Here is a 275-nt window from a genome sequence, read left to right on the forward strand (position 1 = left end):
GCGAGGACGGTGGCGCCCTTGGCCTTGGCGTCTTCGACATGCGCTTCGATCGTGTCGACCTGCGCCGCCGACGCCAGCGATCCCATCTCGGTCGAGAAGTCGTAGGCGTCGCCGATGGTCATGCCGGCGACCCGGCGGGCGAACTTCGCCGCGAAGTCGGCGGCCGCGGAGTTCTCGACGTAGATCCGTTCGATCGAGATGCAGAGCTGTCCCGAATTGGAGTAGGACGCGCGCACCGCCCCCTCGACCGCTTTGTCGATGTCGGCGGTTTTGGT

The 275-nt window shown here is 66.5% G+C and carries 1 protein-coding gene; it reads right to left on the reverse strand.

Annotation, left to right across the window (positions count from 1 at the left end):
* The coding region (locus SB754_RS20145) for an aldehyde dehydrogenase family protein (RefSeq protein ID WP_410784145.1) at positions 1-275 on the reverse strand (275 nt) is incomplete at both ends.

This window comes from Leifsonia sp. SIMBA_070 (assembly GCF_046534635.1).
Classification (GTDB): Bacteria; Actinomycetota; Actinomycetes; order Actinomycetales; family Microbacteriaceae; genus Leifsonia.